The sequence below is a fragment of the Seonamhaeicola sp. MEBiC01930 genome, from assembly GCF_045277075.1.
In the GTDB taxonomy this organism is placed as follows: Bacteria; Bacteroidota; Bacteroidia; order Flavobacteriales; family Flavobacteriaceae; genus Seonamhaeicola.
The window spans coordinates 548,907-562,893 of record NZ_CP104270.1 but is presented as its reverse complement, the minus strand read 5'-3'; the positions used below and the strand labels follow the sequence as shown (position 1 = coordinate 562,893).

Here is a 13,987-nt window from a genome sequence, read left to right as displayed (position 1 = left end):
TTTGAAAATAAAATATGTAATTCTTTTTCTTTTTTTTCATGTCTCTACAATTTTGTTTGGGCAGGGAGTAAGTGTGTTGCCATCTCATTTACCAGATTATATTTATGGGGTTTGGGTAAATGATAAAAACGAAGTATCTCTTATAATTTCACAAGATTATATTGTTATAAGTAATGACTTGTATGGGTACAATGATATTGTTAAAGAAAACGATAGACTGGATTTTACTTGCGTTCATTATAATAACAATGTTAAGTATATAAGTACTTCAAAAACAAATGCTTCTAACATCATTTTAGATGAAGGGTTTAGAGTCACCGAGTTAACCAAGTTAGTGTCTAATGGATTAAACCAAATACCTAAAGCTTTATTGGGTAATTGGTATACACAAAAAAATAAAATAGAATTAAAGGAAAACGAAGTCTTACTTTTTGATAACTCTTATAAAATAGATTATGTTATCTCTACAAATAAATTAAATTACCATATAGTTATATATTTTGCCGGAGAATATAATTTATTACATAATGCAATAAATGATACCGGACATTATCTATATGCAAATTTTCTAAAAACTTTTGTCTTTAAAAAGGCAACATTTTATCAGAAATATAAATTAGCAACTTGGTCAGTCTTAATTGTATTTGTTTTATTACTTACTTTAGGTTTAATAAATTGGAGCATATCTACAACACGTCAAAGAGAGGTTACTAAGCGTTTGTTAGTGGAAATGCAATTAAAGAGCTTTCGGTCTCAGATGAATCCTCATTTTGTTTTTAATGCCCTAAGTGCAATACAAAATTTAATTAATAAAGAAGATAATGAAAAAGCTAATCATTATTTAACTGAGTTTTCCCAACTTATGAGGTTGACTTTAGACAAAACAGAAAAAGGATTAGTGCCATTATCAGATGAAATCACATCAATTAAAAAGTATCTAGAAATAGAAAAATTACGCTTTCCATTTAGTTATAAAATTTTTGTTGATTCAAGTGTAAATAAAAATGACATAGAAATTCCAGCTATGTTGGTACAACCCTTTGTTGAAAATGCTATTATACATGGTTTAAAAGAAAAACAAGGAGATAAAAACTTGATTGTTGAATTTAATGTTAAAGATGAAAACTTTGTTTGTTTAGTAAAAGACAATGGCATTGGAATAAATAGCGCTAAGAAAAAACAGGGTAATGATTTAGGAAGAGAGAAATATGGTGTAAAATTAGCAAAAGATAGAATAGCCTTAATTAATGAAAACTACAAAACAAAAGCTCAAATAAATATTACAGATATCTCTGATAAAAGCAAAAATGAAACAGGTACTTTAGTAGAAATTGTTATGCCGTTATATTATTAAGCTCTTAAAAAAATGAAAATTAAAAGTATTTTAATTGATGATGAAGTTCATAATCTTCAAAATTTAGAACGGTTACTTGAAAAAAACTGTCCAAATGTTGAGGTTATAGCAAAAGCTTCATCTGCAGAAGAAGGTATTAAGTTCATAACAAAACATCAACCAGATTTGGTGTTTTTAGATATAGAAATGCCAGGTAAAAATGGCTTTGGTATGTTGGAGTCTTTAACAAAAATTAATTTTGAAGTCATTTTTGTAACTGCTTATAGTCAATACGTTTTAAAAGCTATTAAATCTTGTGCCTTAGATTATTTAATGAAACCAATCGTTATTTCCGAATTGCAGGAAGCAGTAACAAGAGTTTCAGATGTGGTGGCAAAGAAAAATGAAAACTATAAATTAAAGGTTTTAGTTGAAAATTTAAAAGAGATAAATCAACCTAAAAAAATTGCACTACCAACTGCCGAAGAACTTTTTTTTGTATCCATAGAAGATATTATAAGGTGTAAAGGAGAAAACAATTATACACTGTTCTTTTTAACCAATAACACTTCCGTTTTAGTATCTAAAACATTAAAGGAATGGGATGATTTGTTGTCTTCTTTTAGTTTTATACGTACACATCAATCTCATTTAATTAATAGTATTCATGTGAAATCTTTTGTTAAGAAAGATGGTGGCTATATTTTAATGAAAGATGGTAGTACTGTCAGTGTTTCAAAGCATAGGAAAGAGCAAACGCTTAATCAATTAGCTTCTTTGCGCTAAAATTCTAGTAAAATAATGCCTATTACTAGTTTTATAATGCCAATGACTCATTCTTGGTAAAAATCATATTTGTTTTGTAGTAGATTGCGTAGAAATTATAATTAAAATACATGTTACCCTAAAAGGTAATTTTAATTTCATCGTCAATCACCAATCATCAGCTAAACATGAAACACCTTCTTATAATACTATTCGTATTTACAATGAGTTTGTCTTTTGCCCAATCTCAATCTTTTCAAGTATTATCAAATAATGTTGTAGAGACTAAAAAATCAAAATCACTTTTAAAACCTTTTGAAATTACAGGAGTTTTAACTTCGGAAATAGATAAAACTCCTCTTGAATCGGCTACAGTTTATTTACAGCGTGTAAAAGATAGTGCATTAATCACTTATACTATTTCTGATAGTAAGGGGAAATTTGTTTTAGAAAATAAGACTAATGATAAAGAAGCAAATCTCTTTGTGTCTTATATAGGTTTTGAAACATTTCATAAACGCGTTAAAATTGATAAACCAATAATAAATCTAGGAAATATAATACTTAAAGAGAGTACAAATACGCTTGACGCTGTTTTAGTAAAATCTCAAGCACCAATTACAATAAAAAAAGATACACTAGAATTCAATGTAAAATCTTTTAAAACTAGGAAAGATGCAAATATTGAAGATTTATTAAAAGAACTACCAGGTGTTGAGGTTGATGCTAATGGTCAAATAAAGGTTAATGGGAAGGTTGTTAATAAGGTATTGGTAAACGGTAAGCCATTTTTTGGAAATGACCCTACTATAGCCACAAGAAATTTAAGTAAAGAGATTATTGAAAAAATTCAAGTATCTGATACAAAAACAGATGCCGAAGCTTTTGCTGGGCAAGAAGGAAGTGGGGAAAATAAAACTGTAAATCTAGTTATTAAAAAAGATCATAATAAAGGTATGTTTGGTCGTCTATCAGCCGGAGCAGGAACAGATAAACGTTACCAAATGGCAGGTATGTATAACCAGTTTAACGATGACTTACGTTTAAGTATTCTTTCTGGTGGTAATAATATTAATGAGCCAGGGTTTAGTTATGGCGAAATAGATAAGATGTTTGGAGGTAGGGCAACATATGACACAAGAAGCCAGCTTTTCAACTATAATCTTAATGGTAATATAGTATCACGAAATTACGGTTTGAACTATGTAGATGATTGGGGGGAAACTGTTGATGCATCAGTTAGCTATTTCGTGTCTAATACTGATAATATTAATGAAACCATTTCAGAGCGTGAAAATATTTTGCCAGATGGACGGTATTTTTCAAGTTCAAGTTCAACTTCAAATCAAAGTGCTGAACAACATGGTGTAGATTCAAATTTTATAATTAAGATAGATTCTACGTTGTTAATTACCTTCCGTCCACAATTAAGAAGAATAAATCGCATTAATGATTTTAACAGTTCTGAAAGTTCTTTTAATGAAGTAAATGAACTTATTAATTCATCTTTGAGTGAATCCTTTACAGAAACTGATGAAAATGAATTTCAAAATAATACTAATATAACTAAGCGTTTAGGTAAAAACGGATCTTTTTTAAAGTTTAATGTTTTTAATAGATTCATTCAAACCGATGATGAAAATATATTAGATAACGAGGTGAGTATTTTAGGTGATTCTCCAGAAACTATAAATCTTAATCAACGTCGTTTAACGGATAATAGAGACGAAACTTTTGTTTTTGAAGCAATTTATAGATTGCCATTAAAAGCTAAAGAGTTGTTTTTAGATGTTACATATGGTTACCGAGATAATACTAAAGAAAACAAAAGAACATCATTTGACCTAAATGAAACTACCGGACAATATGAACCAACTACCAATACTGCATTTAATTCAGATTTTGAATATGCAAATATTACCAGTACACCCACGTTAGCTTTAGAGTATAAAAAGAAAAAGTGGTCAACTTCAATAAAGACAGATTTTATTTCAAGAACATTAGAAAATAAAGATAAATTGAGGCCGGAATTTGATTTGAAGCGAAAGTTTAATGCGGCTGCAGTTCGATACAGGTTAAATTACAGAAGTCCGAAAACTTCCTTAAATGTTAGATATAATTTAAATAATAATGCTCCAAGCTTAAACCAGTTGCAAACTTTTGTAGATGTTACAGATCCATTAAATGTGGTTATTGGAAACCCTGAGCTTAAACCGGAAACTAACCATTACATAAATCTTTATTATAGAGCTAACGATTTTCAAAAAGGAAAGAATCTTTATGCCTATATAAGCTCTAGTATAAGAAACAATGATATAATCTCTAAGAGAACCATTAGTGAAGACTTGGTGCGAGAAACTACCTATGAAAATGTAAATGGAGGTTATAGTTTATATGGGAATCTTGGTTATGGAAAAAAAATAAAGATTGATAGTTTAAAGTCAATAAATCTTAATGTAGGTTTAAATAATAATTATAGAAGGTTTATAAATTATAATAATGATGTACAATATGCCACCTTATCTAAGAGTTTTGGGCCTCAATTGGGAGTAAGGTTTGTATGGAAGGATGTAACAGAACTCGGGGTACATTATAATTCATCGTTTACTGATAATTCATTTGATATAGACTCATTTACTGATCAAAAATTCACCGTTCATAATGCCTATATAAATACTACAAATTATATAAATAAGAGTTTAGAATGGAGAAATACAATGAGGTATAATTACAATCCAAATATAGCTGATGGTTTCCAGAAAAGTGCTTGGTTTTGGAATTCTACCTTAGCTTATTCATTTATGAAAGATAAAGCTACCTTAACCTTAAAAGCTTATGATTTACTTAATCAAAACACTAATGCAAGACGAATTGTTAATCAAAATTTTATTGAAGATAGACAAAGTACGGTATTGCAACAATATTTTATGTTGAGCTTTAGTTGGAAGTTCAATACACTAGGTAAAGCTGGTGAAGTTAGAGGCGGAAGAGGTTATATAGTGAGATAATGGAATAAAGAATTTGGTTGTTTTTTCTTTCTTTCTATTATTTAATATTTATCCTATAAAGCTAACCTTTATAGGATAATTTTTTTGTAGTAAATTTAAGGTTATATTATGAAAAAAGGCGTATTTGTAAGTTTAGTAATAGTTGTTTTTCTTTTAAAGAACAACCCATTACTTGCTCAAATTGAAGGCCTACCTATAACACCCACCAAGATCTCCTATTCAGAGAAGATTTATTTACAATTAAGTAGTACAGTTTTCACATCAGACCAAATAGTTTGGTTTAAAGCTATAGTTACAGATGTAAACCATATGCCAACAAATTTAAGTGAGGTATTACATGTTGAATTAATAGATTTTGATGAACGAATTGTAGATCAAAAACTCATTAAGTTAGAAAAAGGTATAGCCAATAGTTTTTTTGATTTAGGAGGGAGGTTTCCAGCAGGTGGATATATGATACGCGCATACACACAATGGAATAAGAATTTTGACATAGACTTAATAACAAGAGAGTATATAGATGTATATTCCTCAGAAAGGTTACTTGTTACAGACCAAGCTATAAGGGATGTTGTGATTAGCGAGAACTCTGAACGAGAATTAGAGCTTTCAGCTAAGGTATACCCCAGAGTCATCAATCCTAAGTATAGAGGTAAGCTTACACTACATTTAGATTTTGAAACCAGGCAAGATTCCATAGAGATAAAAAAAGATAAACATGGGTTATATAGTTTTAAGTCCAAGCTTCCTAAGGATGTTGTAAAAACCAAGATGGATTTACAGTTAGATTCTATCAAACTAAAGAATAATAACTTAGGCTTTTTAAGTACTTATAGTAAGACAGTTGTAGTAGATAAGGCGTATTTAGATTTGCAGTTTTTTCCAGAAGGGGGAAAGTTAATAGATGGACTTCAAAGCACTTTAGGCTTTAAGGCCTTAGATTATAAAAACAAAGGGATAGAAGTGTCAGGAATAATAGTAGACCAAGATGATAAGAAAATAACAGAAATTAAAAGTAATACATTAGGCATGGGTATTTGCTATTTACACTCAGATATAAATAAACAATATTTTGCAAAAATTAAAAGAGCTAATGGTTTAACTTATAAATACAAGTTGCCAGTAGTTCATCCAAAAGGCTATGTGCTAACAACCAAAACGTTTAAAGATTATTTTAGAATAGCTATTCGATCAAATTTTTCAAAAACCGATAGTTTAAATGTTAAAGTACAATCAAGAGGTATAATATACCATGATATAAAACTGCAATTTAAAGAAGGTATAATTAATATAGTTGTAAAACGAAACTCCTTGCCAGAAGGCATAATAACCATTACGGTATTTGATAACCAAAATAAGCTAATGTGCGAGCGTTTAGTATTTAATTATGTAGAAGATAGAATAAACATAAAAGCTACCCCACATATAGATTATTACAGTCAGAGAGATAAAACCATTATCAATATCCAAACAAAATCTAAAGATAGTACGGTATTGCAAACCAATACATCGGTATTAGTACTTAATAAAGAACAACTGGGAGAGATGCATAACAACAGACATCATATAGTGTCCCATTTTCTGTTAAAATCAGAGTTAAGAGGAGCTATAGAAAGTCCAAATTATTATTTTGATGATAAGAATCTTTATAGGTATTTTGATATGGATGCATTAATGTTAACTCAGGGATGGCGTAATTATATTTATAAACCTGAAGAAGAGTCTGTTGAGTTTACATCAGAGCCAGAGAGGGGCTTAATGATATCGGGGAGCATAAAAGAGTATTCAAACCAAAAGAAAAAATGGAAGAAGCCATTAGAACTGACATTAATGACGTTTGGGAAAGAAGAGAAACAGGTTTTTTTATCCAAAGCAGATAATATTGGACACTTTAAGTTCAATCTGGCAGATAATTATGAGGACAATTTGGAATATTTAATACAGACCAAAAACCATAGAGGGCATAATAGAGACTATACCATAAATGTAGATAAGGTGATAACACCCAAAGTAAATTATGAAGAGGAAAATAAGGTGCAATTGGCAGATAGTTTTAATTTATATATAGAAGAAAATATAAAGCGAATAGATAAAGAAAAAGCTTTTGAATTAGCTGAAGGAACAGAAATTTTAGATGAAGTAGAATTAACGGGTTATAAATTAACACCAGAGCGCGAAAAGATGATGGAGCTGCACGGGCCACCAGATATTGTTATAGAGGATAAGGAATTGCACAGTAAGATTGAGAAATGGTCTTATGGGCTATTTAGTGTGTTAATGTTTAATTATCCTGAGGATATTGTAGTAAGTAGGGTGGGGCCTAACGGAGGCTATTTAAGAGCTAGTGTAATGAATGGAGGTTTTACAATTTTTCTAATTGATGGTATACCTGTAACAATGAGGCATTACGATTTATTAGATGATTTGCCGACGGAGGAAATTAAAAGTGTGGAGATTTTAAGGAACCCCAAAAATAAGAGGAAGTATTTAATGGACGTCCTTCCTGAATCCCCAGATTTTTGGGGAAAAATTCGACAAATTTCATTTATAAGCATTTACACCTATTCAAAGGGTGGGTTGTTTAGTATAAAACGTACACATGGTATATTTAAAAATTCAATTCCAAGTTTTGCTCCAAAACGAGAATTTTATGCACCCAAATATGAATCTGAAAGCATTAATGATTGGAGTATTCCAGATTTACGTTCCGTAATACATTGGGAACCCAGTTTAAAAACCGACGAAAATGGAAATGCTGAATTAGAATTTTTTAATGATGATAATATAGGAGATGTGCTTGTTATTGTTGAGAGTGTTTCTAAAGATGGTAAATTAGGATATTATGAAACTACTTATTCCGTTGATGAAAAATTGGAGAAATAAATTACCAACCACCTGAAGCACCACCACCACCAAAACTACCACCGCCAAAGCCGCCTCCAAAGCCACCGCCACCACCTGATGACCATCCACCTCCAGAACTTCCCCAGCCACTTCTACCACTGCTTGATGAACGTCCCATGTTACTCAGTATTATGGCATCAAGAATACTGGTGCCATCGGTTCTATTACCTCTGTTACCTCCTTTACCACCGTTACGTTTGTTTTTAGAAATAGATATAAGAATTATGGTAAAAATAAATAGGAAGATTAAAAAGAAACCTATAGGAAAATCATTATCAGATTGTCGTGTTCCTTGGTATTCGCCAGTTAAGACTTCAAAAATAGCATCAGCTCCTCTGTTTAATCCGCCATAATAGTCACTTCGTTTAAAGAATGGGATAATGTCTCGTTCAATAATTCGTTTAGACATGGCATCAGTTAGTAGATGCTCAACACCATAGCCGGTGTTAATTGCAATCCTTCTGTCGTCTCTTGCTAACAAAATAAGAATACCGTTATCCTCTTCTTTTTGACCAATACCCCATTTCTCTCCCCACTGTGCTCCTAAAAAGTTGATGTTTTCTCCATTAGTTGATTTTATAATGGCAACAACAATTTGGGTTGAGGTAGTATCGGAATACTTAACCAATTTTCCCTCTAAACTATTTTTTTGAGACGATTCTAATAAGTTGATATAATCATAAACACTAGTTTGAAACTCGGGTTTTTCAGGGATGTCAAATTGAGCAAAGACAACTTGATTTATTCCAAAAATTAGTAAAATAAAAAAAAGAGTGAGTTTTAATTTTCGCATTAGCCTTTTGAAATTTCGTCAGAGAGTTCGTTTGTGTCAGAATCAGTATATGGGAAATATTTTTTTAATTGTTCACCGGACATTAAAACACCATCAACCAATCCTTGCTTAAAATTTCCAGATTTAAAATGAGATTGAATAAGATCTTTAGTGCTATCCCAAAAATCATCTGCAACCACATTATTTATGCCTTTGTCTCCATAGATTACAAAAGATTTATCTTCTACAGCAACATAAATTAACACCCCATTTTGTTCTTTGGTATTCTCCATTTTAAGGGTGTAAAAAACCTCTAATGCTCTCTTGGTAGCGTCGCCTTTTGAGGTTTTTTCTATATGAACTCGAATTTCACCAGAGGTATTTAATTCTGCTCGTCGAATGGCTTCAACAATATCTTGTTCTTCTTCAGGAGAAAGAAATGCTTCAATTTTAGACATTAAAATTCCACTTTATGTGCTTTTTCACTTCCTGGATCACTTTTATATCTTGGCATTTCTTCAAACCCAAACAAACCGGCTAATAATTTTCCTGGAAATTTGGTGGTATGAATGTCATAAATATTCACTTTTTCATTGTATTTATTACGTTCTACATTGATTCTGTTTTCTGTGCCTTCTAATTGTGATTGTAGTTCTAAAAAGCTTTTATCCGCTTTCAAATCAGGGTAACGTTCAACTGTCAACAAAAGTCTCGATAGAGCACCACTTAAACCTTGTTGAGCTTGTTGAAATTGAGCCATAGTTTCAGGTGTTAAGTTATTGGCATCTATAGTCGTTTTTGTAGCCTGAGAACGCGCATTAATGACACCTTCCAGTGTTTCTTTTTCATGAGCGGCATAACCTTTTACTGTAGCCACTAGGTTTGGAATTAAATCTGCTCTACGCTGATAGGCACTTTCAACATTGGACCAAGCAGTTTTAGCATTAGCTTCGTGTTCAACAGCCGTATTATTAAACCCTTTTCCCCAAGAGTATAGGCTAAATACTACAATTCCAACAATAATCCATGGTAAAAATTTCTTCATGATATAACTAGTTTAATATTATTTGTTAATGGTTAAATATTTGACACTTAATTGAGTAAAAAGTTACAAAAAAAGAGATAATCTTTAATTAGAGATGTTCCTTAATTTTAATTAGCTGGTCCTTAATGTCCTCTAGCTTACTAACAATCTCGAAGTTACTTAAGGCAGCTTTCTTTTCTTCTTTTAAATGAATTTTAGCACCTTCTAAAGTAAAACCACGTTCTTTGACTAAATGAAAAATAAACTTAAGGTTTTTAATATCTTCTTGAGTAAACTTACGATTGCCTTTTGCATTTTTTTTTGGTTTAAGAATATCAAACTCTTTTTCCCAAAAACGTATTAAAGAGGTGTTAACGCCAAAGGCTTTAGCTACTTCACCAATACCATAATATCGTTTTTCAGGTAAATTTATATGCATTAGTCTAATGATTGGTTTTCTAGTGAGGCGTGTTCTAAAAGTTTAGCAAATTCTTCTGCCGTTAAACTGCCGTAATAGAAATTTATAGGGTTAATTCGTTTTTTATCTTTAAAAATCTCATAATGTAAATGAGGAGCTTGTGAGCGTCCTGTACTGCCAACAAAACCAATTAAGTCACCACGTTTTACTTTTTGGTTTTTTCTAACATTATATTTGTATAAATGTGCATACAAACTAACATACCCAAAACCATGATCTATTCTAATATGTTTTCCGTAACCAGTTGCTCGAGAATCAGCTCTAACAACTTTTCCATCACCAGATGCGTAAACAGGAGTGCCTCTGGGAGCCGTAAAATCCATCCCCCAATGCATTTTTCTAGCCTTGGTAAATGGGTCTGAACGCATGCCGTATCCGGATGCCATTCTAGTTAAATCTTCATTACTTACTGGTTGAATAGCAGGAATAGCTGCAAGTAATTTTTCTTTTTCCTCTGCAAGAACTGCAATTTCGTCAAGAGACTTAGATTGAACAACTATTTGTTTTTGTAAAATATCTAAGCGCTTTTTACTTTCAACAATAAGCTTAGAATTGTCAAAACCTTCAAGGTCTTTATATCTGTTAATACCACCAAATCCAGCTTTTCGCTGAGCCTCAGGTATAGGGTTAGCTTCAAAATAAACGCGGTAAATATTATTATCTCTATCAGCTACATTAGCTAAAACGGCTTCAGCTTCAGACATCTGTTTATTAAGTAGCTGGTATTGCAATTCCATGTTTTGCAACTCACGCTTCAAAGCTTTTTCTTTAGGAGATTCAAAATATTGTCTGGCAATGAAATCAATCCCAAAACCAAATAAGGCAGCTGCTAAAAAAAAGACTAGAGCAAACTTAAAAGTACGCCTTTTTTTACGTTCTATTTTACGGTAAGAAAGTGATTCTGGATCGTAATAATATTTTACCTTACTCATTACGTTATTTATACTATTTTTGCATCGAATAATTCAAGATTATGCTTGAATTCTTAATGCTAACGACCAAAGATATAAATTGTTTTGCAATTTATATAATTAAATAAAATAGGCTGTCAATGAAGTCACAAGAGATAAGATCTAAATTTTTAAGTTTTTTTGAAGATAAAAAGCATAGTATAGTTCCATCTGCACCTATGGTGTTAAAAGATGATCCTACCTTAATGTTTGTAAATTCTGGTATGGCACCGTTTAAAGAATTCTTTTTAGGCAATGCAGAACCAAAAAATAACAGGCTAGCCGATACTCAAAAATGTTTACGTGTTTCTGGGAAACATAACGATTTAGAAGAAGTAGGTTATGATACTTATCATCACACTTTATTTGAGATGTTAGGTAACTGGAGTTTTGGTGATTATTTTAAAGAAGAAGCTATTGCTTGGGCTTGGGAATTGCTTACAAGAGTTTTTAAAATAGACAAAAATATTCTCTATGTAACAGTTTTTGAAGGAGATGAAGGCGATAATCTTCCTATGGATAATGAAGCCTATGATTTTTGGAAAAAACATATATCTGAAGACCGTATTTTAAAAGGTAATAAAAAGGATAATTTTTGGGAAATGGGCGACCAAGGGCCATGTGGACCTTGTAGTGAAATTCATGTTGATATACGTTCTGCTGAAGAGAAAGCCAAGGTTGATGGGAAAGATTTGGTAAATATGGATCATCCCCAAGTTGTTGAAATCTGGAACTTGGTATTCATGCAGTATAACCGAAAAGCCAATGGTTCCTTAGAATCACTTCCTAATAAGCACATAGATACAGGAATGGGCTTTGAGCGTCTATGTATGGTTCTACAAGGTGTTAAAAGTAACTATGATACTGATGTTTTTACACCAATAATAAGAGAAATTGAAACCATTAGTCACAAAGATTACGGAAAGGATGAAAAGGTAGATATAGCTATTCGTGTAATTTCTGATCATGTTCGTGCCGTGGCATTTTCTATTGCAGACGGACAATTACCAAGTAACACTGGAGCAGGTTATGTGATTAGAAGGATTTTGCGTCGTGCAGTGCGTTATGGCTTTACATTCTTAGATAAAAAAGAGCCTTTTATTTATAGGTTAGTTGATGTTTTGAGTGAGAAAATGGGAAAAGCCTTTCCAGAGTTGAAATCTCAGAAGCAATTAATTCAAAATGTTATAAAAGAAGAAGAGAATTCGTTTTTAAGAACATTAGATCAAGGTTTAATACTTTTAAATAGAATTGTTGATGATACTAAAAGTAAAACCGTTTCTGGAGAAAAGGCTTTTGAGTTGTATGATACTTATGGTTTTCCAATAGATTTAACCTCACTTATTTTAAGTGAAAAAGGGTATAAGTTAGATGAAGAAGGTTTCAAAAAGGAATTACAAAAACAAAAAGAACGTTCTCGTGCTGCCAGTGAGATGTCTACTGATGATTGGACTGTTTTATCTGAAGATGCAGAACAGGAGTTTATAGGGTACGATGCTCTTGAAGCTAATGTGAAAATTACTAGATACAGAAAAGTAACTTCTAAAAAAGAAGGTGATATGTATCAAATGGTATTCAACTTAACACCTTTTTATGCCGAAGGTGGTGGGCAAGTTGGAGATAAAGGATATTTAGAAGATTCTCATGGAGATGTAGTTTATATTTTAGACACCAAAAAAGAGAACAATGTTATTATACATTTTGCAAAGAACCTTCCAAAGCATTTAAATGAAACGTTTAAGGCCGTAGTTGATTCAAAACAACGTTACAGAACGGAATGTAATCATACAGCAACACATTTATTACACCAAGCTTTAAGAGAGGTTTTAGGAACCCATGTTGAGCAAAAAGGTAGTGCTGTGCATTCAAAATATTTAAGATTTGATTTTTCACATTTTTCAAAATTAACGGTTGATGAATTACGAGACGTTGAAAATTTTGTAAATGCCAGAATTGATGGTAAGTTGCCTTTAGAGGAGAATCGAAATATTCCAATGGAAGAGGCTATAGCACAAGGTGCCATGGCATTATTTGGTGAGAAATATGGTGATACCGTGAGGGCAATTCGTTTTGGGCAATCTGTAGAACTTTGTGGTGGTACACATGTTAAAAACACATCAGAGATTTGGCATTTTAAAATTGTTTCAGAAGGCGCTGTGGCTGCTGGAATTAGACGTATTGAGGCGATTACCAATGATGCAGTTAAAGATTTCTATCATGAAAACAATCGGGCATATTTTGAAATGAAAGATTTGCTTAACAATGCCAAAGAACCAGTAAAAGCACTTCAAAATTTACAAGACGAAAATGTTAACTTAAAAAAGCAAATAGAAGCACTTTTAAAAGATAAAGCTAAAAATATTAAGGGCGATTTAAAAAGTCAATTGACAGATGTTAATGGCATTCAATTTTTGGCTAAAAAAGTAGACTTAGATGCTGCAGGTATTAAAGATGTGGCTTTTGAATTGGGCAGTCAGTTTGATAATTTATTCTTATTACTAGGTGCTGAGCAAAATGGCAAAGCCTTATTATCTTGTTACATCTCTAAAGAGTTGGTTGAAAGTAAAGAATTGAATGCAGGACAAGTGGTACGTGAACTTGGGAAATTCATCCAAGGAGGAGGTGGTGGACAGCCATTTTTTGCTACCGCCGGAGGTAAAAATGCCGGAGGTATTGAAGAGGCGTTAGTTGCGGCAAAGGAGTTTGTGAAGTAGGAATTATTTAATTCCTAGCATTTTATTAAATGTTCTTAA

The 13,987-nt window shown here is 31.8% G+C and carries 10 protein-coding genes; 5 read left to right on the top strand and 5 right to left on the bottom strand.

Going from position 1 to position 13,987, the window contains the following annotated elements:
- Position 1: 1 nt before the first annotated feature.
- The 4 genes from N1F78_RS02610 to N1F78_RS02595 all read left to right on the top strand — a co-directional run bounded on the left by N1F78_RS02610 (position 2) and on the right by N1F78_RS02595 (position 7,989).
- The gene (locus N1F78_RS02610; protein WP_406684636.1) at positions 2-1,354 is read left to right on the top strand and encodes a sensor histidine kinase; all 1,353 of its coding nucleotides are present in this window, start codon (positions 2-4) and stop codon (positions 1,352-1,354) included.
- 12 nt (positions 1,355-1,366) lie between these two features.
- Positions 1,367-2,119 (top strand): LytR/AlgR family response regulator transcription factor, encoded by a 753-nt coding sequence (locus tag N1F78_RS02605; protein WP_406684635.1) that lies wholly within the window; start codon positions 1,367-1,369, stop codon positions 2,117-2,119.
- A gap of 167 nt (positions 2,120-2,286) precedes the next feature.
- Positions 2,287-5,106 (top strand): outer membrane beta-barrel protein, encoded by a 2,820-nt coding sequence (locus N1F78_RS02600; RefSeq protein WP_406684634.1) that lies wholly within the window; start codon positions 2,287-2,289, stop codon positions 5,104-5,106.
- A gap of 108 nt (positions 5,107-5,214) precedes the next feature.
- Positions 5,215-7,989, top strand: coding sequence for a hypothetical protein (locus tag N1F78_RS02595; RefSeq protein WP_406684633.1), 2,775 nt, complete (start codon positions 5,215-5,217; stop codon positions 7,987-7,989).
- Between the two features lies 1 nt (position 7,990).
- Here N1F78_RS02595 and N1F78_RS02590 read toward each other — a convergent pair whose 3' ends face one another.
- The 5 genes from N1F78_RS02590 to N1F78_RS02570 all read right to left on the bottom strand — a co-directional run bounded on the left by N1F78_RS02590 (position 7,991) and on the right by N1F78_RS02570 (position 11,216).
- Positions 7,991-8,803, bottom strand: a complete 813-nt coding sequence (locus N1F78_RS02590) for a TPM domain-containing protein (RefSeq protein ID WP_406684632.1) — start codon at positions 8,801-8,803, stop codon at positions 7,991-7,993.
- Positions 8,803-9,240 (bottom strand): TPM domain-containing protein, encoded by a 438-nt coding sequence (locus tag N1F78_RS02585; RefSeq protein WP_406684631.1) that lies wholly within the window; start codon positions 9,238-9,240, stop codon positions 8,803-8,805. The genes N1F78_RS02590 and N1F78_RS02585 overlap by 1 nt, the downstream gene beginning before the upstream one ends.
- A complete protein-coding gene (locus tag N1F78_RS02580; protein WP_406684630.1) occupies positions 9,240-9,827 on the bottom strand; it encodes a LemA family protein in 588 nt (195 codons plus the stop codon). Before N1F78_RS02580 ends, N1F78_RS02585 begins: the two co-directional genes overlap by 1 nt.
- Positions 9,828-9,915: 88 nt before the next feature.
- On the bottom strand, positions 9,916-10,245 hold the full coding sequence (locus N1F78_RS02575) for a MerR family transcriptional regulator (protein WP_406684629.1): 330 nt from the start codon (positions 10,243-10,245) through the stop codon (positions 9,916-9,918).
- A complete protein-coding gene (locus N1F78_RS02570) occupies positions 10,245-11,216 on the bottom strand; it encodes a M23 family metallopeptidase (RefSeq protein ID WP_406684628.1) in 972 nt (323 codons plus the stop codon). Before N1F78_RS02570 ends, N1F78_RS02575 begins: the two co-directional genes overlap by 1 nt.
- Positions 11,217-11,335: 119 nt before the next feature.
- Here N1F78_RS02570 and alaS point away from each other — a divergent pair, with 119 nt between their 5' ends.
- Positions 11,336-13,948: an alanine--tRNA ligase gene (gene alaS, locus N1F78_RS02565; protein WP_406684627.1), complete on the top strand. Its 2,613-nt coding sequence runs from the start codon at positions 11,336-11,338 to the stop codon at positions 13,946-13,948.
- The last annotated feature ends 39 nt before the right edge of the window (positions 13,949-13,987 follow it).

What these genes read in the sequence shown, in the direction of transcription:
- N1F78_RS02595 (WP_406684633.1), top strand. Translation starts at nt 5,215, where the DNA reads ATGAAAAAAGGCGTATTTGTAAGTTTAGTAATAGTTGTTTTTCTTTTA.
- N1F78_RS02600 (WP_406684634.1), top strand. Translation starts at nt 2,287, where the DNA reads ATGAAACACCTTCTTATAATACTATTCGTATTTACAATGAGTTTGTCT.
- N1F78_RS02570 (WP_406684628.1), bottom strand. Translation starts at nt 11,216, where the DNA reads ATGAGTAAGGTAAAATATTATTACGATCCAGAATCACTTTCTTACCGT.
- N1F78_RS02585 (WP_406684631.1), bottom strand. Translation starts at nt 9,240, where the DNA reads ATGTCTAAAATTGAAGCATTTCTTTCTCCTGAAGAAGAACAAGATATT.
- N1F78_RS02580 (WP_406684630.1), bottom strand. Translation starts at nt 9,827, where the DNA reads ATGAAGAAATTTTTACCATGGATTATTGTTGGAATTGTAGTATTTAGC.
- N1F78_RS02605 (WP_406684635.1), top strand. Translation starts at nt 1,367, where the DNA reads ATGAAAATTAAAAGTATTTTAATTGATGATGAAGTTCATAATCTTCAA.
- N1F78_RS02575 (WP_406684629.1), bottom strand. Translation starts at nt 10,245, where the DNA reads ATGCATATAAATTTACCTGAAAAACGATATTATGGTATTGGTGAAGTA.
- alaS (WP_406684627.1), top strand. Translation starts at nt 11,336, where the DNA reads ATGAAGTCACAAGAGATAAGATCTAAATTTTTAAGTTTTTTTGAAGAT.
- N1F78_RS02590 (WP_406684632.1), bottom strand. Translation starts at nt 8,803, where the DNA reads ATGCGAAAATTAAAACTCACTCTTTTTTTTATTTTACTAATTTTTGGA.